Annotated in this window: 21 protein-coding genes; 6 read left to right on the top strand and 15 right to left on the bottom strand. The window is 53.3% G+C overall.

Features of this window, described 5'->3' with window-relative positions; translation table 11 throughout:
- Positions 1-42: 42 nt before the first annotated feature.
- Together C2I18_RS15045 and C2I18_RS15040 are read right to left on the bottom strand one after the other, a co-directional pair.
- Positions 43-477, bottom strand: a complete 435-nt coding sequence (locus C2I18_RS15045; protein ID WP_249901943.1) for a BrxA/BrxB family bacilliredoxin — start codon at positions 475-477, stop codon at positions 43-45.
- 140 nt (positions 478-617) lie between these two features.
- Positions 618-2,276: a two-component system sensor histidine kinase NtrB gene (locus tag C2I18_RS15040; protein ID WP_249901942.1), complete on the bottom strand. Its 1,659-nt coding sequence runs from the start codon at positions 2,274-2,276 to the stop codon at positions 618-620.
- Between the two features lie 260 nt (positions 2,277-2,536).
- On the opposite strand from C2I18_RS15040, the gene C2I18_RS15035 reads away from it, so the two are divergent.
- A complete protein-coding gene (locus C2I18_RS15035; protein ID WP_249901941.1) occupies positions 2,537-3,799 on the top strand; it encodes a BaiN/RdsA family NAD(P)/FAD-dependent oxidoreductase in 1,263 nt (420 codons plus the stop codon).
- A gap of 493 nt (positions 3,800-4,292) precedes the next feature.
- Here the strand turns inward: C2I18_RS15035 and C2I18_RS15030 are convergent, their stop codons facing one another.
- The 3 genes from C2I18_RS15030 to C2I18_RS15020 form a co-directional block, all read right to left on the bottom strand.
- Complete coding sequence (locus C2I18_RS15030) at positions 4,293-5,603, bottom strand: ABC transporter permease (RefSeq protein ID WP_249901940.1); 1,311 nt, start codon at positions 5,601-5,603, stop codon at positions 4,293-4,295.
- Positions 5,582-6,289, bottom strand: a complete 708-nt coding sequence (locus C2I18_RS15025) for an ABC transporter ATP-binding protein (protein WP_249901939.1) — start codon at positions 6,287-6,289, stop codon at positions 5,582-5,584. Before C2I18_RS15025 ends, C2I18_RS15030 begins: the two co-directional genes overlap by 22 nt.
- A 79-nt stretch (positions 6,290-6,368) precedes the next feature.
- On the bottom strand, positions 6,369-7,682 hold the full coding sequence (locus C2I18_RS15020; protein WP_249901938.1) for an MFS transporter: 1,314 nt from the start codon (positions 7,680-7,682) through the stop codon (positions 6,369-6,371).
- A 370-nt stretch (positions 7,683-8,052) separates the two neighbouring features.
- Here C2I18_RS15020 and C2I18_RS15015 point away from each other — a divergent pair, with 370 nt between their 5' ends.
- Positions 8,053-8,520, top strand: coding sequence for a MarR family winged helix-turn-helix transcriptional regulator (locus C2I18_RS15015; protein WP_249901937.1), 468 nt, complete (start codon positions 8,053-8,055; stop codon positions 8,518-8,520).
- Positions 8,521-8,670: 150 nt separating this feature from the next.
- Here the strand turns inward: C2I18_RS15015 and C2I18_RS15010 are convergent, their stop codons facing one another.
- The 3 genes from C2I18_RS15010 to C2I18_RS15000 form a co-directional block, all read right to left on the bottom strand.
- Positions 8,671-10,179, bottom strand: coding sequence for an MDR family MFS transporter (locus C2I18_RS15010; protein ID WP_481857910.1), 1,509 nt, complete (start codon positions 10,177-10,179; stop codon positions 8,671-8,673).
- Positions 10,180-10,196: 17 nt separating this feature from the next.
- Positions 10,197-10,745, bottom strand: coding sequence for a GNAT family N-acetyltransferase (locus C2I18_RS15005; RefSeq protein ID WP_249901936.1), 549 nt, complete (start codon positions 10,743-10,745; stop codon positions 10,197-10,199).
- A gap of 216 nt (positions 10,746-10,961) precedes the next feature.
- On the bottom strand, positions 10,962-11,255 hold the full coding sequence (locus C2I18_RS15000; protein WP_249901935.1) for a hypothetical protein: 294 nt from the start codon (positions 11,253-11,255) through the stop codon (positions 10,962-10,964).
- A gap of 217 nt (positions 11,256-11,472) precedes the next feature.
- Here C2I18_RS15000 and C2I18_RS14995 point away from each other — a divergent pair, with 217 nt between their 5' ends.
- Positions 11,473-11,952, top strand: coding sequence for a GAF domain-containing protein (locus C2I18_RS14995; RefSeq protein WP_249901934.1), 480 nt, complete (start codon positions 11,473-11,475; stop codon positions 11,950-11,952).
- Between the two features lie 118 nt (positions 11,953-12,070).
- Here the strand turns inward: C2I18_RS14995 and C2I18_RS14990 are convergent, their stop codons facing one another.
- From C2I18_RS14990 to C2I18_RS14980, 3 genes are all read right to left on the bottom strand, one after another.
- Entirely contained in the window at positions 12,071-14,503 is a 2,433-nt protein-coding gene (locus C2I18_RS14990) for a glycogen/starch/alpha-glucan phosphorylase (RefSeq protein WP_249901933.1), read from the bottom strand.
- 107 nt (positions 14,504-14,610) lie between these two features.
- Positions 14,611-15,714 (bottom strand): glucose-1-phosphate adenylyltransferase subunit GlgD, encoded by a 1,104-nt coding sequence (glgD, locus tag C2I18_RS14985; protein ID WP_249901932.1) that lies wholly within the window; start codon positions 15,712-15,714, stop codon positions 14,611-14,613.
- A 20-nt stretch (positions 15,715-15,734) separates the two neighbouring features.
- Entirely contained in the window at positions 15,735-16,898 is a 1,164-nt protein-coding gene (locus tag C2I18_RS14980) for a glucose-1-phosphate adenylyltransferase (RefSeq protein ID WP_249901931.1), read from the bottom strand.
- Positions 16,899-17,375: 477 nt separating this feature from the next.
- Between C2I18_RS14980 and C2I18_RS14975 the strand changes: the two genes are divergently transcribed.
- The 3 genes from C2I18_RS14975 to C2I18_RS14965 all read left to right on the top strand — a co-directional run bounded on the left by C2I18_RS14975 (position 17,376) and on the right by C2I18_RS14965 (position 20,306).
- Entirely contained in the window at positions 17,376-18,062 is a 687-nt protein-coding gene (locus C2I18_RS14975) for a response regulator transcription factor (RefSeq protein WP_249901930.1), read from the top strand.
- A complete protein-coding gene (locus C2I18_RS14970) occupies positions 18,059-19,618 on the top strand; it encodes a sensor histidine kinase (RefSeq protein ID WP_249901929.1) in 1,560 nt (519 codons plus the stop codon). The genes C2I18_RS14975 and C2I18_RS14970 overlap by 4 nt, the downstream gene beginning before the upstream one ends.
- 121 nt (positions 19,619-19,739) lie before the next feature.
- Positions 19,740-20,306 (top strand): FAD-dependent oxidoreductase, encoded by a 567-nt coding sequence (locus C2I18_RS14965; protein ID WP_249901928.1) that lies wholly within the window; start codon positions 19,740-19,742, stop codon positions 20,304-20,306.
- A 409-nt stretch (positions 20,307-20,715) separates the two neighbouring features.
- Here C2I18_RS14965 and C2I18_RS14960 read toward each other — a convergent pair whose 3' ends face one another.
- The 4 genes from C2I18_RS14960 to C2I18_RS14945 all read right to left on the bottom strand — a co-directional run bounded on the left by C2I18_RS14960 (position 20,716) and on the right by C2I18_RS14945 (position 25,670).
- Positions 20,716-21,699, bottom strand: coding sequence for a glycosyltransferase family 2 protein (locus tag C2I18_RS14960; RefSeq protein WP_249901927.1), 984 nt, complete (start codon positions 21,697-21,699; stop codon positions 20,716-20,718).
- Between the two features lie 96 nt (positions 21,700-21,795).
- Positions 21,796-23,952 (bottom strand): glycosyltransferase family 39 protein, encoded by a 2,157-nt coding sequence (locus C2I18_RS14955; RefSeq protein WP_249901926.1) that lies wholly within the window; start codon positions 23,950-23,952, stop codon positions 21,796-21,798.
- Between the two features lie 590 nt (positions 23,953-24,542).
- Complete coding sequence (locus tag C2I18_RS14950) at positions 24,543-25,358, bottom strand: phosphotransferase family protein (RefSeq protein WP_249901925.1); 816 nt, start codon at positions 25,356-25,358, stop codon at positions 24,543-24,545.
- Positions 25,359-25,373: 15 nt separating this feature from the next.
- The gene (locus C2I18_RS14945) at positions 25,374-25,670 is read right to left on the bottom strand and encodes an antibiotic biosynthesis monooxygenase family protein (RefSeq protein WP_249901924.1); all 297 of its coding nucleotides are present in this window, start codon (positions 25,668-25,670) and stop codon (positions 25,374-25,376) included.
- Between the last annotated feature and the right edge of the window lie 9 nt (positions 25,671-25,679).

Here is a 25,679-nt window from a genome sequence, read left to right as displayed (position 1 = left end):
CCGGACTTCCGGCTGATGCGAGATCAAAGGGCCTAACAGCTATTACTGGCACAGACGGTTGAATACTTCCTTCAGTTCAGCAGCGATTTCAGCAGCCGAGCGGTCTTCAACACCGTGGCGTTCAATAAAATGAACGAGTTCCCCGTCCTTCATCAGAGCGATCGACGGCGAAGACGGCGGATATGGAGCAAAATATTCACGCGCTTTGGCAGTGGCTTCCTTCTCCTGGCCGGCGAAGACGGTGAACAGATGATCCGGCAGAATCTCGTTCTGCAGCGCCTGGGCTACACCCGGACGGCATTGGCCCGCAGCACAACCGCAAACAGAGTTTACGACGATCAGCGAGGTGCCTTTGGCGGCAGGAAGCGCAGCTTCCACCTCTTCCGGAGTCAGCAGCTCCTTAAATCCGATGCTGGTAAGATCATCACGCATAGGCTGAATTGAATCTCTCATATATTGACTAAATGACATGGACATTTCTTAGCACTCTCCTTTGCCTTTTGTAATATTTGGATAGAATACACTACAGCAGTACTCACTAACTTTATTATACATGCATACTCTGCGAAAGCAAGGGAGGCGCTCAGGCCTCTTTTTCCGTATTTACAGCACTGCCTTCATACCTCCATTCTCTGTGCCTCGTCCTCTGGGTGCCTGTCCTGCATGGCCTCATCAAGCTCTACCGGAAAAGAAACGGTGAAAACTGTACCTGCGCCCTCCTCGGAATTCACGGTTATTAAGCCCTTGTGCCGCTCCACAATACTTAGACACAGAGGCAGGCCAAGACCGGTACCCTGATTTTTGGTTGTAAAAAAGGGCACAAAAAGATTGTCGATCTGGTCCTGCGGAATTCCGCCGCCCGTATCCCTGATCAGCAGATCAACCTTGTCGCCGTTAATCCGGGTCTCTACCGTCAGCACTCCCTTGGGCTCCATGGCCTCCATCCCGTTGCGGACAAGATTAAGTATAAGCTGCTTGATCTCCCGTACATTCAGCTGGAGCAGCGGCAGCGACGGATTCAGCTTGAGCTCAACGCTCTGGCCGCGGAGATTGGCATCCGCCCAGATCAAAGGGCTCAGCTCTTCTATCACATGATGCAGCTGCACCCGTTCCGTTTCAGAAATCCGGCTCTGCGCCAGCGACAAAAAGTCGTTGATAATACTGTTGGCACGGTCCAGCTCATCCATTACGATCTGATAATAGGAGTTAAGCTCATCCGGGCTCTTCTCCCTCATCAGCTGCAGAAATCCGCGGACAACCGCCATGGGATTGCGTATTTCATGGGTAATGCCGGCAGCCATCTGTCCTACCAGCGTGAGACGCTCGACATTATCCAGCTCGCTGCGGAGTTTCTCCTCCTCCGTCAGGTCCTGAACGATCAGTACGGTTCCGCCAGGGGCTCCGGCTTCATGCTCCAGCGGAGCAATATAGATCTGATAGGTGCTGTCATCCACTTTGATTTTGGCATTGGAGCGCTGTCTGTTGCGGATGATGTCCTTCAGATTACCGAGCGTCTTCTCATCCATATTATTTTTGAAAATCTGGGAGGCAGGCTGGGACAAAATAATTTCCCTGGAGAAATTCGGATGATGGCGTCGGATCAGCTTCAGCATGAACTCATTCAGCTCCGTCACATATCCGCTGTCATTCAGCGACATAATATTAAGCTCTACCACATCCGTAATCTGCTGCAGCTTCTCCGACTGCCATTTGAACTTCTCCGAGATCCCCTTCATCTGTTCCTTGACCTGCAGCCGGTCCCAAGCGGTTTCGATGGTGTACACAAAAAGAGCCCCCAATATAACAGTAACGAACAAATATACTGCGGCCAGAACAGCATTCTCCGGGTTAGTATCATAAATGTTCCTGCTGTACATTTTGGGGACAAGCACGATGAACAGCATGCTCGGAAACAGAACGATCCACAGCATGCCTATTTTTTCAATAATCTTGCCATTCTTAAAAGGTCCGGCTAAGCCGAACAGCAGCGGATAGAGCAGAACCCCACTGTTAATTATCAGGCTGCTGACTCCGAGCTGTGAGGAATACAATGCCGTGCAGAGAACAAAAAAGGCCGCCAGGCACAGTCCCGAACGTAAATTTCCGTACAATATGCCGATGCAGGCGGGTAAAATTGCCAGATTCAAATACACTACATCAAATAATGTAGTAGACAGGATGGTGCAGAAGGTAATACTCATGGCACTGATAATGATCAGAAATCCCTGGTCCTCGGGAAAATGCCGGTTTCTGCGGGTTACATTCCCTTGATCCATCCACCATATGAGCAAAACCAGAAAGGAGCTAGCAGACAATATTTGCAATAAAATATCCTTTACCGCATAAAAAATTGCAATCACTCCTCAAATTGGACAAAATCCCCTTTCTACTGATTAAAGCACAGCCGGGCTGTTATGACAACGAATATCACTGCAGATTCCGTGATACTGGCTACACCGCAGCCGGAATGGTATGATGCCGTTAGCAGCAATTGAAATCCGTACTGGGTTAAGCATATAAAGGAGCAGATTTTCACATGAGTAAATATGATGTAATTGTTATTGGCGGAGGACCGTCCGGACTGATGGCCAGCGTTGCCGCTGCGGAACACGGCGCCTCCGTCCTGCTGATAGATAAAGGGGCCAAGCTTGGCCGGAAGCTGGGAATTTCCGGGGGCGGGCGCTGCAATGTGACCAATGTCAAGGAAACCGCTGAGCTGATCGCGCACATTCCCGGCAACGGACGGTTTCTGTACAGCGCGTTTGACCATTTTAATAACCTGGATATTATCAGCTTCTTTGAGAACCTGGGGATTGCCTTGAAGGAAGAAGACAACGGGCGGATGTTCCCTGTGTCCGACAAAGCTTCAAGCGTCGTATCGGCACTGATCAGCAAAGTCCGCAGCCTCGGGGTGCAGATCCTGACCGATAGTCCGGTACGCGAGGTAATGTATGACAACGGGGCGGTGCTGGGAGTGCGCCTGCAATCAGGCCAGGCATTCTCTGCCGGCGCCGTCGTTATCGCTACCGGGGGAAAATCGGTACCGCAGACCGGCTCTACCGGAGACGGCTATCCGTGGGCCGAAGCGGCGGGACATACGATCACGGAGCTATTTCCTACAGAAGTACCGATCGTTTCACGTGAGGAGTGGATCAAATCCGGGGATTTGCAGGGGCTGTCACTGCGTGATGTCACGCTGACGGTCTGGAATGCCAAGGGCAAGAAGGTTATCGCCCACCGCGGGGATATGATCTTTACCCATTTCGGGCTGTCAGGCCCCATTGCCCTGCGCTGCAGCCAATTTTTGCGCCAGGTCCAGCGCAAATCAGGAACAGAAGACGTCGAGCTGTCCATTGACCTGTTCCCGGATGACCATCCGCAGGAGGTGGAGACCCGGCTGACGGACAAGCTTGCCTTGGAGCCCAAGAAGGCGATCCGCAATTCGCTTAAAGGGCTGCTGCCGGAAAGGCTGATTCCGCTTCTGCTGGCCAAAGCCGGCCTCGACGGAGACATTACCGGCCATCACCTGCCGAAGAGCAGCCTCCAATCCCTGGCTGCGCTCCTGAAGCGTATGCCGGTTCAGGCCCATGGCACCCGTTCCCTGGCTGAAGCCTTTGTTACCGGCGGCGGGGTCAACCTGAAAGAGATCGAGCCTAAAACGATGGAATCAAAGCTGATGCAGGGGCTGTACTTCTGCGGCGAAATTCTTGATATTCACGGATATACCGGGGGATATAATATAACCGCGGCTTTCTCCACCGGTTATACGGCGGGCAAGCATGCGGCGGGGCAGCAGTAGACTGTTTATTCTAAGGATATTGATCCAACAAAATGGATGAGTGTTTTTGGCAAATTCCGTTTCAGTAAGTGGTATCACAAATTGCAGTTGGAATTTCTCCAGCTAATTTCGGTGTATATTACGATTTATACGTTTTAGATGGAATTCCTCCACCTAAATGAGTCCCTATCCTGTACTTGTGATGGAATCCGGTATATTAGGTGGAGATTTTCCGGCTAACTCCTCCATTTAGGCATTTCAAGGAAAATTAAGTGGAGAAAATCCCATTGATGAAATGGGCGGGGCTTTGGTGTCCAGGTTTTGATGTCCATGATTTGCTTTCGGCTTTCCGAACGTTCCGGGCTTCCCGCCATAATAAGATGCAGGGAGGCAGCTTCATCACCTGAAGCCTGTCCTGCCAACCCAAAAACAGCGTTACCTGTGCAACATGCACAAGTAACGCTGTTTGCTGTACGGCTCCCGTAGCCAGGCTTAGCGGGCAGCTGAATCTGTACTATTTGGCAAAACGGATTTCGCTAAACATCCGGGCGATCAGCACACCGGCAGCAGCACCGGCAGGTATAAAGAGCAGGACTCCCCACCAGCCGTATACCGGGATGCAGAGCACAGCCGCGCATACCAAGGCATACGGCAGCAGCAGAATCTGCAGCGCCTGCGAACCCGCTATGGCCTTCTGCTGCTTGGTGAACGGCAGGATGCCGATGTAGTCATCCCCTGCGAATCCCGACCAGAAGGAAGACAGCCAATACGCCATCATACAGGTAAGCACCAGGAACAGCAGCCATTTCAGTACCGGCGGCAGGATGAGGATTACAGCCAGCGACACCCCTGTAAACTGCAGATACAGCTTCAGATGCGCCGGATTACGCATCAGGGCTTTGATCCCCGCTGCGGCAAAACGGCTTTCCGGCGCTCTTGAAGACAGCAGCGGCTGCGATTTACGCAGGATCCGCGGTTTGTACCGGGTAGGACGCGGCTTGTCGAGAACCCGGCTCAGCAGCAATCCGGCAATTTTCATCCGCTGCCGTAAGTCTTCCCGCACACCGTCGGCAAAGCTCCCGCGCAGCTGCAGACGGTGACGGGCGGCTCCTGCCGCTGCTGCGGCAAAGAGGACGGCGGCCGTCAGCATCAGCACTGGACGGCTGCTCCAGGAAACAGCTGCCCAGACATAGATTCCGCAGGGCAGCGTTACTGCCGGAAGGAGCCACAGCCAGCGCCGGAAGCCCATGTGCTGCACCTTTACGAGGTGTCCAAACAGCTTGACACAGCAGCCGCAGGCAACGGTCAGTGCGAGTAAGGCTCCAGCCGCAGCCGTAGACAGCCCGAAGCTGCGGATCATGAAGGGCAGCAGAATGACATAGGCCGCTGAAATTTTAAGCGCGGTAACTATAAGGCTGTATACCACTCCTTTGAACATGATCTTCCTGTTCCAGCCGGAACGCTGCAGGAGGAACAGGGAATCTCCCTCCTGCTGGAACAGCATCATCCCGCCGCTTGCCAGCAGCAGCGCAAGCAGCAGAGGGATGGCTGCAAACGGCAGATAGCTGCTCCAGGCCGGTAATTCTTCCTGCCAGAAACCATAATAGTACCGGCCTCCCAGCAGTCCTCCCGGGATAATAATGTACAGCAGGACAGTCCAGTCCGCTGCCGTACGAATAATTGCCGTCTGTTCCCGCAGGTGTGAGAGAAGCCTGCGCCGGAACAAAGCGGGGGCGGAAGGAAATATATATCCGGTTCTGTCCTTGGAGGAGCTCAGCTTCATAACTGTCTGGTCCCGCCCCTTCATGTCAGCACGTCGAAGCAATCAAACAACGCCCCCTCCGCCAATCCGGCAGCTGTGCGGATTTCCGCAAGTGAACCTGCTGCTGACATTCGTCCGCCGGAGATCAGCACGAAGCTGTCGCAGATTTTCTCAGCGGTATCCAGCACATGCGTGGACATCAGCACCCCTGCCCCGCGCAGGCGCTCCTCTTCCAGCAGCCGCAGGAAATCCTTCGTAGCGCGCGGATCGAGCCCGATGAACGGCTCATCCACGATGTATATGTCCGGCTGAACCAGAAAGCCGAGCATCAGCATCATTTTTTGCTTCATGCCTTTGGAGAAGCCTGCCGGCAGATCATCGCGCACATGCGCCATGCCGAACTGTGCAAGCAGTCTTTCAGCCGTGGCCTGAAATGACTCGTAAGGCATCCCGTAGGCTGCAGCCGCCAGGTCGAGATGTTCCCACAGTGTCAGGTCCTCATAAAACACAGGCTGCTCCGGAACATAAGCGCAGGAGCTGTTCTCCCCTCCGATGGTTACCTTGGCCTTCGCATGCTTCAGCAGACCGAGCAGTGTTTTAATGGTCGTGCTTTTGCCTGCCCCGTTAGGACCGATTAATCCAAGAAGCTGTCCCCGCCGCACTTCAAAGGTGATGCCGGCAATCCGTTTATCCCCCGCTTCATATCCGGCTTCTTCAATGGCAACCTCCAATACAACATTCTCTTCCATACCACATTCCCTCTCCCATGGATTGCGTTACATCCAACCAATGCAATCCTTTTTTATCCATTATACATGAAGTACCTGATCAGGCTACCGGTTCAGACACAGCCTGCAGTGCCGTCTCATCGCTGCCCTCGATTCTGCCGCGCAGCATCAGCATTGCCGCTCCGAGCATTGCGGCCAGCATTCCCGAGACAATAAAAGCAGCCACCGGCCCCGCCGAAGTCACCATTGCCCCTCCGGCGACAGGCCCCAGAATAACCGCAGCACTCGTGAGACTGTTCACTGTACCGAACACCCGTCCTGTGTAGGCTTCAGGTGTCCGGCGCTGGAGCATGGCATTGAAGGGGATAAAGACCAGGCCCGCTCCCGTTCCCGCAAGAGCAAAGGTGCCGAACAGTATGATATTCATCCAGATTCCCGCATCGCCGTAGGAGGTTATCACAGCTGCTGATGCGAAGACAGCACCCATCAGGATCGCCCCGGTGCTCATCAGGACCAGCGGACGCACAGCACCGCGCAGACGGGCTGTGAACAGGGCGGACAGCAGCGTACCGAAGCCGCTGGCAGCCATGCACCAGCCCAGCAGATCCTCGCTGACCCCGGGAATCTCCCTGAACAGCGTAACGGTCTGTGAATCAGCAATCTGCAGTACCATCAGCACTGACACAAGCATAATCATGCCGCTGAGCACGACCGGCATTCCGCTGATCAACTTCAGACCGGCCCCCGCTTCCCTGCGGAAGGTTTGAAAGCCTTTGGAGCGGTTAGCGGCTTCCCCGTTACTTTCTCTGGCAGTCCGGTACTTCCCGGCATGCGGGACAGCCAGCAGGATCAGCGCGGAGATCAGATAGGTGATGGAGTCGATCCAATAACAAGCCGATATCCCGACTGCCGCCACCAGAAGTCCGCCCAGAGCCGGCCCGATGATTTTGGTAATCTGTTCGATTGAGGAGCTGAGCGCTATCGCCTGATCCATCTGTGCAGGCGGTACCAGCTCCTTAAGCTTGCCGCTTTTGGCTGGAGAGAACAGGACATCCATAATGCCTTTAGCCACCAGCAAGATGTACACCTGCCATAATGAACCAGCGAAGATGAGACCGGCAACAATGCCGGCACGGATCAGATCCGAACCGATCATAATGGCCTTGCGGTCCAGCACATCACTTAAATAACCGGCCAGCGGGCCGCCCAGCAGCATAGGCACGGCCATGCATAAGGACAGCGCCGTAATCTCCCATGGCGTCGCCTGCCATTTCAGCCCTACCATGGTCAGCAGCGCCAGAAAATACAGCCAGTCCCCGATATTCGAGACCAGCTGGGCCGAAATGAGCAGCATAAACGGCTTGTTGGCAGTCAGTTTCCCTTTCTGCACTTCCAGTTCCGCCCCTTGTTTCATATCCACTCCACTCCCCGTTATGTAATTACATTTATTTGTAATTTATAGTAAGGGAATGTGCTGTTGAGATCATCGCACCCGGGGTGTATCTGTAAGCTGCGCCGGAGACGTAAACCCGTGTCATCCTGCAGACGGATGGCCAAAAAGGCTGGAATACTGCCAAATTTTATAATTATCAAAAAAATGTTTGATTTTTAATAATTAAAAGTGTGCTCATTGTGACAAATCACATGTTCCAGAATCATTGTTTGACGTATTGTAAAGCTATATTAGAAATTCCCAGCAAAACAAGTTACCGGATACCGGCTGTATTCTCAACCGTACAGGGCAACCTGTACGATTAACACATAACGATAGAGGGTGGAAAAGCATGATACAATCCTATGAACGCGATACTCAGCTGACACTTCATTTGTACCGGGTTTTTGCCAAGTCATTTAAGAGCATCAATGAGCATGCCGTTACCGGCAGCAAGATTGAAGGCTTTAATCCCACAGCCTTCGCCGTAATGGAGGTCCTCTACTACAAAGGTCCTCAGCCGATCCAGCAGATCGGAGCCAAGCTGCTGCTGCAGAGCGGCAATGTCACTTATGTGATCGACAAGCTGGAGGAACGCGGTTATCTGCAGCGCAAGCCTTGCGCGAATGACCGGCGTGTCATTTTTGCCGAGCTGACTGCGGAAGGCGAGAATCTGATGAGTGAGATGTATCCGAAGTATTCAGAGCGCCTGCATCTCGCATTCAGCGGTCTGAACGACGAAGAGAAGGAACAGATGATTATTCTTCTGAAGAAAATGGGACTGCAGGCCGAGAAGCTCTCACCGCTCCCGCGGAAGTAACATCTGCCCCTTAACTGTTGTGAATCTATTCACTACCTGACTTGAGTTGTATGATCTTAAAGCTTTATACTTTCAAGCCAAAAGGCTGGCCATCCTGTTCGGGGATGGCCAGCCTTTTCATTTTGTTATAGTACACCTTCCGCCCGGATATCAGGCCTTTTTGAGCGCGTGTTCTTCTTCTGCCAGAGAGGGAACACCCTTGCGCAGCCCCCAGGAAATGAGCAGTGACAGCACCGCGAACACTGCCATCAGGACGAAAAGGGAATGAAGACCGCCCTCAAGCGCACTGTGTAGACTGTTCCAGGCTTCGCCGGACAGTGTGCTGCCGCCATGGGGATTAAGCAGCTGGTTGATGTCCTCTCCTGCCGCCGGGGAACCCGGTTCATCAGCCAGCTGTCTGCTGATGGTCAGATTCAGCCAGGAGCCGAAGACGGCGACCCCAACCGTCTGCCCGAGCGAGCGGGTAAACGTATTAAGGGCTGTGGAAGCTCCCCGCTGTTCATGCCGGACAGAGGATTGGGCGATAATTGTAAACACTGTAGAAGCGTAGCCGAAGCCGACCCCGCAGAAGAGCATCAGGATCAGCAGCAGCAGCTGTGAAGAATCTCCGGTCATAAAGGCAAGGCCGGCGGACCCGGCGACAATCAGCGCCAGCCCCAGCATGCCTGTACGGCGGGAGCCGGACCGCAGAATCATTCGGCCTCCGGCAATGGAGCCCAGCATCCAGCCTACAGACATTGGGGCAAGCAGCAGGCCTGAGAGTGCCGCGCTTTTGCCAAAAACACCTTGAACCCACAGCGGCACATACGTAGACAGGCCGATGATCAAGGTGCTGACCAGCAGATTGGCTGCGGTGGATACGGCAATATTACGGTTCGAGAACAGCGTAAGCGGCAGCATGGGTTCAGGTGCACGCCGCTCGACAAACAGAAATGCGGTCAGCAGGATGACGGATACGCCGAGGATGCCGAGCAGCAGCGGTGAAGTCCAGGGCAGATTCTGTCCGCCTGTTGTCAGCCCGTAGAGCAGCGCCCCCATACCCGCCGCGAACAGCAGCACTCCGGCAACATCGATTTTGGCCTTGCGCCTTACTTTCTCTTCTTTCAGATAACGCATGATAAAGAAAATCGACAGCAGGCCAAAGGGCAAATTAAAGACAAACACCCAGCGCCAGCTTAAATAATCTACAACATAGCCGCCCAGAAGCGGGCCAACCAGCGAGGAAATCCCCCATACAGAGCTTAGAAGCCCCTGTGTCTTGGCACGTTCTTTAATGCTGTAAATATCGCCGATAATGGTAAAGGTCATCGGAATAAGCGCCCCGGCCCCGATTCCCTGGATTCCGCGGAATATAATCAGCTGTTCCATACTCCCGGAAACGCCGCAGAGCAGCGAACCAAGCAGAAAGACAACGGCTCCGCCGATAAATACAGGCTTGCGTCCGATCAGGTCACTCAGCTTGCCGAAGATCGGTGTTGCCACCGCCATAGCCAGCAGATAGGCGGTAAAAATCCAGCTCAGCCATTGAATGCCCTGAAAATCTCCGACAATTGCCGGGCCGGCAGGTCCGGTTACTGTCCCTTCAATAGCCGCCAGAAAGGTCGCCAGCAGCACCCCTGTCAGTATCAGCCTTCGTTCTGTTACTCCTGGTGACTTCAATGATTCCAGTCCTCTCTCTATGTATTATCCTGGGCTCTCTCACCGCGCAGCAGGGCATATAGAACAACATCCTGAAATCCCTCTGCGGTATGTCGGTACTGGCGCAGCAGCCCCTCCTGCCGGAAGCCCAGGCCCTGAAACAGCTTCCCGGCCCGGATATTGTCCGGATGGCATAATGCCTCGATCCGGTTAAGCCCCATGACCCCAAAACCAAATCCAAGCGCAAGCTCAAGCGCTTCCGTCATATATCCCTGCCCCCAGTAAGCCGGCGCCAGCTCGCAGCCGATTTCCCCCCGGTAGGCGCCGGCCAGCTGCCAATAGTTATAGCCGCAGCTTCCGATAACTCCGGCTCCCGGCAGGGTGATGCTCCAGCGCAGGCTTTCCTCTTCCTGAGCCATTTGCAGCAGCAGTCCAATGAGCTGCTGCGCATCTCCGGCAGAAGACAGCGGCGGAGCATTCAGCCACGGCGCAACCCGCGGATGAGTCCAAACGGGGAACAGCGCATCCGCATCCCGCGGCTGCATCCCGCGCAGCTCTACTCTATGTCCGCCCAATACAGGTGCCACTCCATTGCTCACATACAAGCGTGCTCGTCCCCTTTCATCTTTACAAGTATACATCATATGTAATCTATTCCTTAACTAAAAACTGACAATTCATTTTCTGCTCTATAAAAAAAACGCCTGCACCGGATTAGATCTTCCCGGATGCAGACACTGGTTATTGTTCTATTTCAAAAGCTGCTGTCATAAAGTGACGTCAGCACAAGCCGGGCATCATCCCTAGGCCTTAGCTGCTGCGGCTGGCTTCAGCACCTCGGTGCACAGCACCTGGAGCTTCTCTTGAATCGCCTTGAACTCTTCAATTCCCGTGCCGGTAATGCTGAACGCATCTCCATGGGCTGACAGGAAGTTCTCCTGTGCAAGCCGTTCGAGTTCCTGCTTCACTTCACGTTCCGCTACCCGGTATCCCAAATTCTCAAGCTCCGGCTGCATTTCCGATAACGTCAGGTCTCTCTCATGTGCAAAATAAAGCATATGGATTCCTATGAACAAGTTCTGTACGTCAGCGCGCATACTCCACTCCTTCCGGCCAATAGCCTTCGTTATATAAAAGCTATAAAAGCATTACCCTCCAGAGGCTTCCCGGAAACATGGGGGCATTCCAGTTCATATATGAATTGGTGCTCCTGCAAAATAACGGTAAAGCTTGACGCAGCGAGGTTTGCTGTACTATGTTGTTAGTTACAGAAGTATTTTCATACCGATTTAGGGTACAGGAAGGTGATGTTACATGTTTCAGGCTATGCCGTACGATGGAACACGCAGTGAGCGGTTTGAGGCTGTTCTAACCCAGCTCGCGGCACTTATGGAAGGTGAACCGAACGCTATTGCCAATCTGGCTAATGCTTCGGCACTGCTTAAATTCTCACTTCCGGATACAAACTGGGCCGGATTCTACTTATTTGACGGCAAGGAACTTGTCCTTGGTCCTTTCCAGGGGCTGCCGGCATGCATCCGCATTCCGCTGGGCCGCGGTGTATGCGGAACGTCTGCCGCTGAGCGCCGTACACTCGTTGTGGATGATGTCCATGCCTTCCCCGGACACATTGCCTGCGATGCCGCCTCCAACAGTGAAATCGTCGTTCCTCTGATCAAGGATGACCGGCTGCTGGGTGTGCTGGATATCGACAGTCCGCTCAAGCACCGTTTCGATGATGAAGAGCGCCGGTTCCTGGAACGGTTCGCCGCAATGGTTGCCGAAGTGATCTAAGCCCTTGGCCGGGCAGTAAGCAAAAAGCCGCCGGACCCGCAGGTTACTCTGCGGATCCGGCGGCTTTTTTGGCGTGCGGCGGAGCAGCCTTACAGCTCTCCCGGGCTTAAATATAGACTTATACGTGCACCGGCTGGATGTTCCAGATCTCGGAAGCATACCGGGCAATGGTATTATCACTTGAAAATTTGCCGGAGTGGCCGATATTGATGATCGACTTTTTCAGCCATTCCTTGGGATTGCGGTAGGCGAGATCAATCTTCACATGGGTCTCGACATAGCTCGCGAAATCCTTCAGTACGAAGAATTCATCATTATGCTCCAGCAGTGACTGGTAAAGGGAATGGAACTCCTGGGAGTTGCAGCAGAGCGGTCCCGGAGTAACCAGCTGATCCAGCACCTCCTTCACCCGTCCGTCGCCGTTGTAGATATCACGGGCGTGATAGCCGCCATACTGGTAATAATCCATGACCTGTTCTGCCCGCAGCCCGAACAGGAACATGTTGTTGTCGCCGACCATCTCATGCATCTCTACATTGGCCCCGTCCATGGTGCCGATTGTCAGCGCACCGTTCATCATAAATTTCATATTCCCCGTACCGGAGGCTTCCTTGCTTGCTGTAGAGATCTGTTCGCTCACATCGGCTGCCGGAATGATCTTCTCGGCCAGGGATACCGAGTAATTCTCCAGGAAGAAGATGCGGATCTTGCCCTTGATATCCGGGTCTTTGTTGACTACGTCAGCCACCGTGTTGATCAGCTTGATGATCCGTTTGGCCAGATGATAGCTTGGAGCCGCCTTGGCACCAAATATAAAGGTGCGCGGCACCATATCCATAGACGGATTATCCTTAAGCTGGTTATACAAATGCATGATATGCAGAATATTCAGCAGCTGGCGCTTGTAGGCATGCAGCCGCTTGACCTGCACATCGAAGATGGAATCCGGATCGACCTGAACCCCATGCTTTTTACTGATGTATTCCGCGAGACGCAGCTTGTTGCGGCGTTTGATCGCAGCCACCTGCTCCTGGAAGGCAGAATCCTCACAGTATTTGATCAGACCGATCATCTCCTGCGGATGATGAGCCCAGCGGGTGCCGATCGATTCGTTAATCAGCCCGGCAAGCTCCGGATTGGCATGCTGCAGCCACCGGCGGTGGGTAATGCCGTTAGTCTTATTGTTAAACCGGTGCGGATACATCTCATTGAACAGCCGCATTTCACGCTTTTGCAGAATTTCCGTGTGCAGTGCTGCTACACCGTTGACACTATGGCTGGCCACAATCGCCAGATGGGCCATACGCACCTGATCATCATGGATGATCGCCATCTGGTTAATCCGGTTCTGGTCGCCCGGATATTTGCCCATCAGTTCACCGCAGAAGCGGGCATTGATCTCTTCGATGATCAGGAAAATGCGCGGCAGCAGCTCTCTGACCATGCCGAGCGGCCATTTTTCCAGGGCTTCACTAAGGATCGTATGATTGGTATAGGACACCATCCGTGTGGTCATGCTCCAGGCCGTATCCCAGCCGAGGCCGTGAACATCCATCAGCAGCCGCATCAGCTCAGGAATTACCAGTGTCGGGTGGGTATCATTAATATGCAGCGCGACCTTATCAGGCAGCTGTTCAATCGGCAGCCCCAGCTTGCTGTAGGTGCGCAGAATGCTCTGCAGCCCGGCGCTGCACAGGAAATACTGCTGTTTAAGCCGGAGCAGCTTGCCTTCATACTGGGAATCATCCGGATACAGGAATTCCGAGATGGATTCTACCGAACGTTTGTAATCCAGAAACTTGTGATAATCGGTTCCGGCCAGAGAGCCGGAAATCCGCGAAGGCCGGGTGATCGATTCGGCACTCCAGTTGCGCAGCGTGTTCACATGCCTGCGGTCCGCACCAATAACCGGAATATCGTACGGAACCGCACGTACCGCTTCATAGTCCTTATGTTCAAAGACCAGCTCGCCGTTCTCCTGGCGGGTCTCCACATGCCCCCAGAACCGTACCTCTACCTGTTTGTCTTCGCGCCGTACTTCCCATACATTATCGTTCTGCAGCCAGTAATCCGGCAGTTCAACCTGATACCCGTCCACGATCTTTTGCTCAAACAAGCCGTATTTGTAACGGATGCCGCAGCCATGGCCCGCATATTGCAGAGAAGCCAGAGAGTCCAGGAAACAGGCTGCCAGCCGTCCGAGACCGCCGTTGCCGAGTCCCGCATCCGCCTCCTCCTCTTCAATATCGAGCAGACAGAATCCGAGCTCCTCCAGGCCCTGGCGCACAACCTCCAGTACGCCCATATTGAGCAGATTATTGCCAAGCAGCCGGCCGATCAGAAACTCCATGGAGAAGTAATAGACCTGCTTGTTCTTGTCGGATTTATACTTCTGATTGGTATCAGCCCAATTCCTGCCCGCATTCTCGCGGATCATGTTGCCTAAAATGTTGTAGACATCAGCATTCGAAGCTTCTTCCAGCGGTTTGCCCAATTTCCCGATGAGTGTTTCGCGGAACACTTGTTTAAAGGTTTCTTTATCGTTGAACAACAGCGGGTTCCTCCTGACAAATGCATTTTTTGATAAGCCGGGGTCTCAGTAACAGCGCTGGACCAGACAGGCTGCCGGAAAATGCGCAGTCCACCTGATCCAGTGGTTTATATTTTGCTGCTCTTGGCAATGACAAACGGACGTTTGCTGTCCCCGACGAGAATCCGGTCTTTGCTTAGATGCACATCTTTATCCATGATGACATTTTCAATTACAGCGTTCTCTTCTATTATACACTTCTGCATGATGACGGAGTTCACAATCTTCGCGCCTTTACGAATCTGTACCCCCCGGAAAATCACGCTGTTCTCCACCGTTCCGGCAATGATGCAGCCGTTGGCGACCAGAGAGTTGCTGACCTCGGCACTGTCGAGATAACGCGTAGGAGCTTCATATTTGATCTTGGTCTGAACCGGGTTCTCCTTGAACAGGCCAAAATAATTCTCCTGCTTCAGCAGCGCAAGGCTGTTCTTGTAGTAGCTCTCCAGCGAGTTGATGACAGCATGATAGCCAGTATATTCATAAGCGGCAATTTTGAACTTGTGGCGGTTCTTCTGGATCGCATCACGGAAAAAATAGCTTTCGCCATGCGCAATGCAGAACTCCACCTGCTCCAGAAAGAGCTTTTTCTCCATAATGAAAATGTCCAGGTACACATTCGGATGATCCTTCTCATGATGGATATTCGTCACATTGTTGTCTTCGTCCACCTCAACCCGCAGGCAAGGGTCATGCTCCGGCTGAAGCTCATCCGTCTTCTTGTAGACAAGCGTTACGTCGGCTCCCTTGCTCAGATGGTACTTGAAGACCTCCTGAAAATCAACGCTGTTGATATGCTGGCTGCCCGAGAACACGATGTATTTGGCCGAGGCCCGCTTGAAGAAATCCAGATTGTTGTGAAAATGCTGCAGATCGCCAAGCGACGTATCCGTCGGATCGTTCCAGTCAGGCGGCAAAATGAACAGGCCCCCGTGCTTGCGGTTCATATCCCAGGACTTGCCGTCTCCGAGATGGTCCATCAGTGAACGGTATTTGCGGCGGACGAACAGCCCTACGCTCTCCAGCTCCGCCCGCATCATATTCGACAGTACGAAATCGATCAGCCGGTAACGGCTGGCAAAAGGCACGGCTGCACCGCAGCGGAAATATGTCAATTCATTTAATTTGTCCAGTTCATGGTCAAGGTTAATTACGCCCAGAAGCTCTTTCATCACGGTCACCGTCCTTTAGGTTATATGGTTTTGGCTGCAACTGATTTACGTTTCTTGCTGCGGTTGTCGATGAGCAGAATTTCATCCTCATTCTCGCGTTCGACCCCGATCTCCATATAATCCTCGATGACTGTATTTTCACTGATAATGGCTTTGTGAATTCTTACATTCTTGCCAATCTTCACCTTGGGCATAATAACAGAGTCGGTAATCACACTGCCTTCACCAACCTCTACTCCGTAAAAGAGCACCGAATGCTTCACTTCGCCCTTCACGATGCAGCCTTCGTTAATAATGCAGCTTGAGACCTTCGCTTCAGGGGCCACATACTGCGCAGGCTGGTTCGGGTTGCGGGTAAAGATGCGCCAGTCCGGATCATTCAGGTTCAGCGGTGGGGTATCGCTCAGCAGGTCCATGTTGGCCTCCCAGAGGCTGGTTACCGTACCCACATCCCTCCAATAGCCTTCAAACGGATAAGCATAAAGGGAGTTGCCGTCTTCCAGCATCATCGGAATAATGTCCTTGCCGAAGTCATGGGTGGATTTTCCGTTCTCCCCGTCCTCCAGGAGATGCTTGCGCAGAACTTCCCACTTGAAAATATAGACGCCCATGGAAGCCAGTGTACTCTTCGGTTTGGCAGGTTTCTCGTCAAATTCGTAAATCTTCAGGTCTTCTTCCGTATTAAGTATACCGAACCTGCTGGCTTCCTCGAGCGGAACGTCGATGACCGAGATCGTGCAGTCGGCGTTTCTTTCTTTATGGTATTTGAGCATTGCGTTATAGTCCATCTTGTAAATGTGGTCGCCGGAGAGGATCAGCACATGCTCCGGATCAAATTGATCTACAAATTTAAGATTGCGGTAAATAGCATCGGCCGTTCCCCGGTACCAGCTGCTTCCGTTCTCCCGTTCGTGCGGCGGCAGCACATACACTCCGCCGTTCTTGCGGTTCAAATCCCAGTCACTGCCTACCCCGATGTATGAATGCAGCACAAGCGGCTCATATTGCGTCAGCACGCCAACTGTATCGATACCTGAATTGGAGCAATTACTCAGGGGGAAATCTATAATGCGGTACGTCCCTCCAAAATAAACTGCGGGCTTGGCGAGCGATTTGGTCAATCCTTTCAACCTTTTCCCTTGGCCTCCCGCCAATAGCATGGCTACCATCTCTTTTTTCTTCATGGAAGAGCCTCCTTGACTTATGGGTGTTAAAGCATGTAATCAATTAGGTTGAATGAATAATGTACATTGCGGTTTGGACCCAAAATAGAAATACAGGAAAGAAGTAAACCAGAAAGAATAAAAATGAAAGAAATGAGCTTGATAGGAAATTAGACAAGGGTAATAAACGGGGAATTCACGAGAAACGGGATAAGCTTCCGGAGCAGCCGAGACGGCTCCCGGCAACCGGAGATATCCTTATTGTAGAATGTTCTATATCCGCCGTCAAAACCCTTTATTGCGTTCCAAAAACTTTAATTTCTAACTATATTCCTTATTAATGACATTAACATTCCGTATAATTAAATTAACCCTAATGATTAACCATGAACTGCGATTTTTAATCTGTTTTTTGTTCTTTACCAGTAATCTTCAGCAAATCTTCAATTTGGTGTGTCATAATACTGCTATCTTTATTTAAAATGGAGGAAATTAGAGATGAAAGCTGCCCAAGGTGTGCGCCTGCTGCTCGTGGATGACGAGCCTCATATACTCCAGTTCCTGGAACTGGGCCTGATCAATGAAGGATTTGAAGTAAGAACTGCCCCCGACGGTGCCGGCGCTATTGCCGTTGCTGCCGATTTCAAGCCCCATGTCGCCATTCTGGATGTAATGATGCCGGGTATGGACGGGTTTGAGCTCTGCCGTTACCTCCGGTCGGAGGAGACTGAAATTGCGGTTATTATGCTCACGGCCAAGGACGAGGTTGATGACCGGGTGAAGGGGCTGTCCATCGGTGCTGACGATTATATGGTCAAGCCGTTCAGCTTTGAAGAGCTGCTGGCCCGGATCCAGGCGCGGCTGCGCAACCAGTTTCCGGGACTGCTCGGCGAGGTGCGCTGCGGGCCTTTCCGTATCGACGGCAGACGGAAGGAAATCCGCCACAAGGACGAGGTGCTGGAGCTGTCTCCTACGGAGTACGAGCTGCTGCAATACATGGTGATCAATCATGGCCTGGTACTGAGCAAGCCGATGATCCTCGACAAGGTGTGGGGCTATGATTTTGGCGGTGAGGAGAATATTGTAGAGGTCTACATCCGCTCCCTGCGCGAAAAACTGGGCGATAAGGATCACCGGATTATCCGCACGCTGCGCGGGGCAGGGTACCGGGTGGATCTGGTATGATCTCCTTTTTCAAAAAAATTCCGGCACCGCGTTCGCTGCGCAAGCAGCTGCTCGCTACTTCGCTGATTATCCTGTCTGTACTGCTTCTGTTAATCGGGGTACTGCAGTATGTGCTGATGCGCAACTTTATCTACAGCAACCGGGCTGAGTCCATGGAGACCCAGCTGCGTTCGGTGCCGCGGGAGTTTTTTTATGCCCTGTATTCCGGCAATGCCGGGCCCCCGGGTACGGATACCCCTGGACTGGGGCTGGAGGAACAGGGATCCGGCAGCTTCGGCAAGGGATCACAGGGCGGCAGTCCGGGAAACTGGCGGACTAGCGAAGGCAGACGCCCGCTCCTGCTCGATGCCCACACAACGATTGCCGTCTACAGCGCAGACGGTACCTTCAAGGATTTGCAGGAGGATACACTCTCCGATTCCGCTGCTCCCAGAATGGACAACGGGAGCTATAACGAGCTGCTGAAGCGTAGCTCGGACAAAGTGACCGGAGATTACAAGCTTATCAATGCCGAGGACGGCAGCCAGCATCTGGCTGTATTCATGAATTTGGCAAGACCGGGCGAAGCCCGGATGCTCCTGCAGATGAGTGTGGGGACGGGGCCGCTGAAAGATGTAATCCTGCGGCAGCTGCTTATATTTGCTGCCTTATCCCTCACTGCGCTGCTGGCCGGCCTGTTTCTGTATCTGCCTGCGCTGCGCAAGACGCTGGTTCCGCTCTCCAATATGGGGGAAGCGGCCCAGCGTATTGATGCCGGCAAGCTTGATGTACGGTTTCCTGTTAACCAGGGGCAGACGGAGATCGATATGCTCTCCCATTCTTTTAACGGCATGCTGGAGCGGCTGGAGATCTCCTTTCATAATGAGCGTGAAGCCAAAGAGCAGATGCGCCGCTTTGCCGCGGATGCTTCCCATGAGCTGCGGACACCGCTGACTTCCATACACGGATTTCTGGAGGTGCTGCTGCGCGGAGCAGCCGATAATAAAGAGCAGCTCTACAGCGCGCTTAACAGCATGCATGGAGAGTCGAAACGGATCAACAAGCTGGTGGAGGATCTGCTGCTGCTGGCCAGGATGGACGGCGCGCCGCAGCTGAGGCTGAGGCCACTGCTCCTGGGGGAAGTAATTGACGAGATGCAGCCGCAGCTGCAGATGCTGGCCGGAAACCGGAAGGTAACCTTTGACATTTCCTACGGCATAAGCGGCATGTATGATCCTGACAAGCTCAAACAGGTTATTCTGAATCTGTTCAGCAATGCCGTACAGCATACGGATGCCGGGCAAGGAGCAGTCCACCTGTCTTTGCATGCCAGTGGAACGGAGGCACAGCTGACGGTAAGGGATAACGGTTCCGGAATCTCTGCAGACCATCTGCCGCATGTATTCGACAGATTTTACCGCAGTGATTCCTCCCGTACCCGCAAATACGGCGGCTCAGGCCTTGGCCTTTCGATAACAAAATCCATTGTCGAGGCTCATAGCGGGAATATCAGCGTGGAGAGTACACCGGGAGAAGGCACGTCCTTCATGGTGGTTCTCCCCTGCCTCCAGGATTAGCCAATTCACTGTAATGGGCGGTATAATTAATAGATATGCAGGCCTATGCTTTCTCCGCTATTTTGTGTATGCAGCAATTGCAGAAGGCTGAGCCCAATTCACTTTCAGGAGGTTAAACACTATGTATGAAATCGCCGTAATCGGCGCCGGCCCGGCCGGTGCAAGCGCAGCCCTGTTCGCCGCCAAGGCAGGCAAAAAAACACTGCTGATCGACAACGACAAAGGGATGACCCGCAGAGGCTGGTATGAGAACTATTACGGAATCTCTGAAATCGGAGGCCCTGACCTCGTGGAGACCGGGCATAAGCAGGCTGTTAAATTCGGAGCCGAGCTTGTGAGCGATCAGGCGGTTAACCTGGCCTCCGGCAGTGAAGGATTCGTTATTGAAACCGAAAGCGGCGCGTCGTATGAAGCCAAGCATGTCATTCTCGCTACAGGCGTCCTGACCGATCTGGCGGCCAAAGCCGGAGTGGAAACCAAGGACGGCACCGAGCCGAGAATCAAAACCGTAGTAGCCGTAACTCCGGAAGGCAAAACCAATGTTGAAGGCATCTGGGCGGCAGGAACGGTTGCCGGTGTCAGTGTACACGCCATTATCACAGCCGGAGACGGTGCGAAAGTCGCCATTAATATTATCAGCGAACTGAACGGCGCAAGATATGTGGATCATGACCTGCTGAAAGCCTAATCTGTAATTTACATACTCCGGAGAACGGCCTGGCGGGCGGTTCTCCGGAGTTTTTTGCGGGTCGCAGGCCGTAGACCAAAGCTGCATCAAATTGACCAACTGCTGGCCCTCGAGGCAGCACATTGTACTCGGTTTTTCGTGTATATTTGGCTCTTTCACCCTCGTGTGGCAGCACATTGTACCCGGTTTTTCGCAGACGATCGGCTCTTTCATTAACCTCCGCAGCAGCCCAACATATCGCCGAGGCAATTCCTATCTTCGCAGACGTCTTCCCCGCAAAAAAAGCTGCCCCTTAACAGATACGCGGCTCATAACCACGGTCCTGCGGAGCAGCTTCTGCAATGTTTTTCTGATCAGATCTTTTTCACCGCTTTTCTTCCACTGATAGGGGAGATCATCCCTCACGTTGTTATTTATTCAGATGGGCTAACTTCCGCTCACGCACGGCCTGCTGCTTTTTTCCGCCATAGAACTCTTGAACTACATACAGCGGACGCCCTTTGGTCTCGTCATAAATCCGGCCGACATACTCGCCCAGAATGCCCAGCATAATGAGAACAAACCCGTTAAATACCAAAGTAATGCCGATCATCGACGCCCATCCTTTAACCGCCGAGTCCGTAAAAAGCGCCAGGTAGAGCACATACATAAGGTACAGAAAGCCGGATGCGGACAGCACACCTCCGAGGTATCCCGCCAGCTTCAGCGGCTTGTAAGAAAATGAAGTAATGCCGTCCAGGGACAGCTTGATCATGCGCTTCAGCGGGTATTTGGTCTCTCCGGCGAGCCGTTCATCCCGCTCATACTCGATCGCCTTCTGGCGGAAGCCGACCCAGCTGACCAGTCCGCGGACAAAACGGTTTTTTTCCGGCAGACGCTTCAACTCGTCACATACCTTGCGGTCCACCAGCCGGAAATCACCGGTGTCCACCGGGATCGAGATATCTGTCGAATAACGCAGGATTCTGTAGAAGGCGCTCGCTGTCCATTTTTTGAACAGGGATTCCCCGCGCCGCTTGATACGTTTGGCGTAGACGACTTCGTAGCCTTTTTTCCACTCTGTGATCATATCCAGAATCAGCTCCGGCGGGTCCTGCAGATCAGCATCAATAATGACCACCGCATCGCCAAGTGCATAATCCATGCCGGCGGTAATTGCAATCTGGTGCCCGAAATTACGGCTGAGATCGATCAGCTTCACACTTTCATCCCAGTAGCTGTACTCCTCAATCATCTGTGCACAGTTGTCGGTGCTGCCGTCATTGACGAAGAGCAGCTCGTATGCCTCGCCTGTAACCCCCATCACTTTTTTGATCCGCCGGTAGGTCTCCTGGATAACCGCCTCTTCGTTGAACATCGGTATAATTATGGAATAGCGCACTTTGGAACTCATGAGCAGCTCCTCCTTGAATTGTAATAATGAAGCGCGCTTAGGCCAAAAGCCTATGGCTTACGGAGCGCGCTTCGTGTCATGCCGCCTTAGTAACTGTCAGTCCAGAATAACCTCATATAAGGTTCCGCCGTTAAAGCCTGATTCTGTTCCCTGCCACTCTGCGGCGGGCACCTCTGTACCGTTCTCTGTAATCCATTCCGCGATTTCTGAACTGCCTCCGCCTCGTCCGCCGCCCATACCTCCGCTGGTGACGAGGAAATATTTCACCTTCCCGCTCTCAACAAGCGCCTGCAGCGTGTCTGTGGTATATGGCATATCTGAACTGTTGAACCCGTTTAGAATAACGACGGATTCGCGTTCGTCAATGATATAAGGTCCGGCTGTTCCGTAATCCATAGCGGCGAACAGGTATTTTTCGCCGGTATTATGCTCTTTCAGATAGGAGAGCAGACTTTCATCAACGCCTGTGGTATTGTCTCTACCGCCTCCGCCACCGGGGCCATCATTGCTGTCAGGTCCCGCTGCCGGGGTCATGCTGTTGAGCCCGTAGGTAATCGGCGTAAAGGACCAGTAGAGCGGTCCGATCAGCAGCACCAGCAGTCCAAGAACAGCCGCGGCGCGGGTGAACGGCTTCTGTCCCTTCGGCAGCCGCAGTGCAATCAGCAGCAGTGTCACAGCGGCTCCCGCAGCCAGAACACCGGTGGACCAGCCGCTGCCAATCGTATCGTCATACGGATGAAGGATGTACCACTGAAACGCGGCTGTGGCCAGAACTGCCGGCGGCAGCAGCCAGGACAGCCAGCCTGAACGCTCCCGGTATTCATTCCAGAGCTTCAGCCAGCCTGCCCCGGTCAATGCCGCCACTGCCGGCGCCATCATAATCAGGTAATACTGGTGGAAGAACCCGGCGATGCTGAAGAACCCCATAACCGGCACCAGCCAGGCCAGCCAGAATAACGCTTCTTTATGCTGCTGTGTAAAGTTCCTTCTGCGCAGTCCGGCAAAAATCGCGATGCAGCCGAACAATACGAACGGCAGCAGCCAGCTGGCTTGACCGGAGAGCTCGGACTGGAACAGGCGCAGCGGACCGGCCGTGCCGGTATTGAACATGCCGCCTCCGCCTCCATCCATGCCGCGGCCGCCCTCGCCGCCGAAGCCGCCGAACTGCCGGCCTCCGCCATCAGCTCTGCCTTCGGGCGCCTGGCCTTGCATGCTGCTGCCGTCAGCTCTGCCTGGCGGCTGCTGTTCCTGCATGCTGCCATCAGGAGCTGCGGGCGTTCCGGAGGACGATCCTCCGTCCTGCCCCGGAGGCATCCCCCGGCCGTCAGCACCGGTCGCGCCCCGGCCGTCCGTCCCGTTCATGGCCGGCATTTCACCGCCGCCATTCCATGAAGGCATCCCTTGCCCGCCGCCAAACATTCCGGCTCCGCCGCCCGGCATTCCGCCGCCGCCGCCGGTGCTGCGGTCCCCGGTCAAACGGGATACACCGTTATAGCCGAAGGCCAGGTTAAGCACAGAGTTAGTGCCGCTGCTGCCTATATACGGACGTTGGCTGGCTGGTATGGAGTCGACAATAACGGCCCAGGAAAGCGAGACTGCCAGCATTACGGCGGTGCCGGCTGCGAGTACACCGGTCTTTTTCTTCCAGTTCACTTTGGCAGCGATCACATAGAAAAGATAAAAGGCCGGCAGAACCATATAAGCCTGAAGCATCTTCTCGTTAAAGGCTACGCCAATCAGCCCGAAAGCGGCGAGAAGGCTGCCGGTTTTATGGTTTCTGGTTCCCCTGAACAGAAACCAGGCGGCAAGCAGCAGCGTGAACACCAGCATGGCATCGATATTGTTCGTACGGCTGACCGCTGCTGCTACCGGAGTAAGCGCCATCGTTAGCGCAGCCAGCCGTGCCGGTGTTCTGCCGAAGGCCGGCTTCACCAGCAGATATACGAGCAGCACCGAGCCGGCTCCGGCAAGCACCTGCGGCAGGATCACGCTCCAGCCATGCAGGCCGAACAGGTACGCGCTCAAGCTCTGAATCCAGAACGTTACCGGCGGCTTGTCTACCGTCACCGAGCCGGCCGAATCCAGCGATGCGAAGAAGAAATTATGGAAATTCTCCAGCATGCTTCCTACCGCGGTTGTATAGTACGTATTCACATATTGATCATTCCAGATTCCGTAGCCGTACAGAAATGCCGCAAGCAGCAGAATCAATAACAGTACAACATCAGAGCCCAGCCTTTTCATCCAGCTCATTCTCCCCACTCCCTCATCCATCTTTCATTTCGGCAGTGCTCATCCCCCAGGTAGTAACCCTTGCCGTAAAAATATTATTGCACCGGTACCTTAACAGGTAATGAAGCCTGGCTGAATGTTTGCTGAATGAATCAGGCCGCAGCTCCCGGCAGCAACAAAAAAAGCCCCCAGATTCACGGGGCTTAAGGAATAAGCTATTCAGTTGTCTACATGAGAAGATTGTCTAAGGGAACATGCAGCAGATCAAGCTAAGTGGAAATTCTCCGTCTAATTCTCTGATAAATACCGTTATTACAGTTTTTATTGGAAAAACTCCTGTTAAATCTGCTGGATTAGTCTCCAATTGCCTTTATCCGCCGAAATAACTGGAGCATTTCCAACTAAAGATCATATGTGATGAAAAAGGACAGGTTTAAATGGAGAAAATCCAACTAAGCTCTGCAGCACTCTAAGTTCTACAGCAGCTAAGCACGCTAAGCACACTACTGGCGAATGAATAAACTCTCTCTGCTGCTTAATGAACTGGCTGCTTAAGCCTTACTGCTTAAACGCCCTGAATACCGTCCTTTACCGGTTCAACGTAAATACAGTTATGTACGAAACCCTGCAGACCGCAGGCGTCTGCGGACTTCGCGGGCGAGCTGCTCCTTCTCGGCAAGCGGAACCCCTTCGATCAGCCGGGCGGCGGCTACGGGCAGGACCCAGGCTGTGATGTCGGCATACGATTGGCCTGAAAGCTTCAGATACTCGCGGATGTAGCCCTTGCACAGCTTTTGCCGTATAAAGCTTGTAATCAGTCTGGTGAGAAATGGTGTCCCCGGAGGCATGCTTCCCATACTGAGGAGAATAACAGACCGCGCCGTATCTGCAGCCGGACTGCCTGAGATCCCGGTCATCCAGTCAATAATCCAGCCCGCTCCATCTCCAAGCACATTATCAGGGTGAAAATCCCCATGGCATAGACAGTCCCCTTCCGGAAGCTTGACCAGATGATCCAGTACAGCTGACTTCTCTTCCATCGTAAGCATAGGAGCAGCGATAATTTGCTGTCTCAGCAGCGACTTTTGCCTTCCTTCCCCATCCGGCCCCGCATGTCTGTGCAGACTGTAATGCTGAACTGCCAGCTGTCTGGCAAAATCTCCGGTCTGCCACGGCTGCTCGCCAATCATTCTCAGCATTGTTTTACCTGCAATATGTTCAAACACTATGCCTTTCCGGCCCTCTACTGTAATTAGATCAAGCGGACGCGGCGTATGTACTCCCTGTGCATAAGCATAACTGCTAATCGTATATTCCCTGTCTACATGTTCCCCGGGGATGTCCTCCCGGTACAGCTTTAATATGGCTCCTTCCCCATATTCCCAGACCTCAGCAGTCCGGCCTTCTCCAATCCGCTTTCCCTGCATGTCTTACCCTCCCGTTTAGCCCAGACTCACGCTGGTAAAATGTTCGACTACCGGAAACGGGCTGTAGTACTTATGAAGAAGAGCTTTCCATTCCTGATATTGCGCGGATTCCCTGAATCCTACGGTGTGATCCTCCAGGCTGCGCCATTTCACCAGCAGCAGGTATTTGTGGTCATCCTCAAGGCAGTGCTGAAGCTCATGCCCCAGATAACCGTCTATGGATGAAATCAGCGTGGAGGCCTGCCTGAAGCTCTCCTCGAACTGGGCGGTAAGGCCCGGTTTTATGTGCAGCATCGCAGCTTCCAGAATCATTGCGTTCAC

Origin of the sequence: Paenibacillus sp. PK3_47, from assembly GCF_023520895.1 — a bacterium.
Taxonomy (GTDB): domain Bacteria; phylum Bacillota; class Bacilli; order Paenibacillales; family Paenibacillaceae; genus Paenibacillus_AQ.
The sequence above is the reverse complement of the archived record's forward strand: the minus strand, read 5'-3'. Positions and strand labels throughout refer to the sequence as shown.